This window comes from Paraburkholderia sp. SIMBA_054 (assembly GCF_046534875.1).
Lineage (GTDB): Bacteria > Pseudomonadota > Gammaproteobacteria > Burkholderiales > Burkholderiaceae > Paraburkholderia > Paraburkholderia hospita.
In genome coordinates, this window is sequence record NZ_JAWRXV010000488.1 from 1 (window position 1) to 309 (window position 309).

Here is a 309-nt window from a genome sequence, read left to right on the forward strand (position 1 = left end):
GGTATTCCTAATCTATCCAAAGCTCTGTTGAACGATTCTCTGTAAGATCTTGATGTCAATCCACCAAATACTAAATCGTTATCCATGCTGTTTTGTTTTTTTAATTGTTGCAGCTCATTCAAAAAATTTTCATGAAGGCCAGTTGAAACTACATACGAACCCTTGTTCAACGCTTCAACTTTATACAATTCACCATCAACTTTCTTGATATCCATCCATCTAACAGTAAGTGCATATTCAATTCTAAAGGAAGTACGAATTAGAAATTTAGTGAGCAGTTTCTTTTTCAGGCCATTCTCCCGCTCTAAT

1 protein-coding gene is annotated in these 309 nt (G+C 35.0%); it reads right to left on the reverse strand.

Going from position 1 to position 309, the window contains the following annotated elements; translation table 11 throughout:
- Positions 1-215 (reverse strand): hypothetical protein (locus tag SB822_RS56015; RefSeq protein WP_410858969.1); only part of this gene is annotated, 215 nt, incomplete at its 3' end.
- Positions 216-309: the final 94 nt, after the last annotated feature.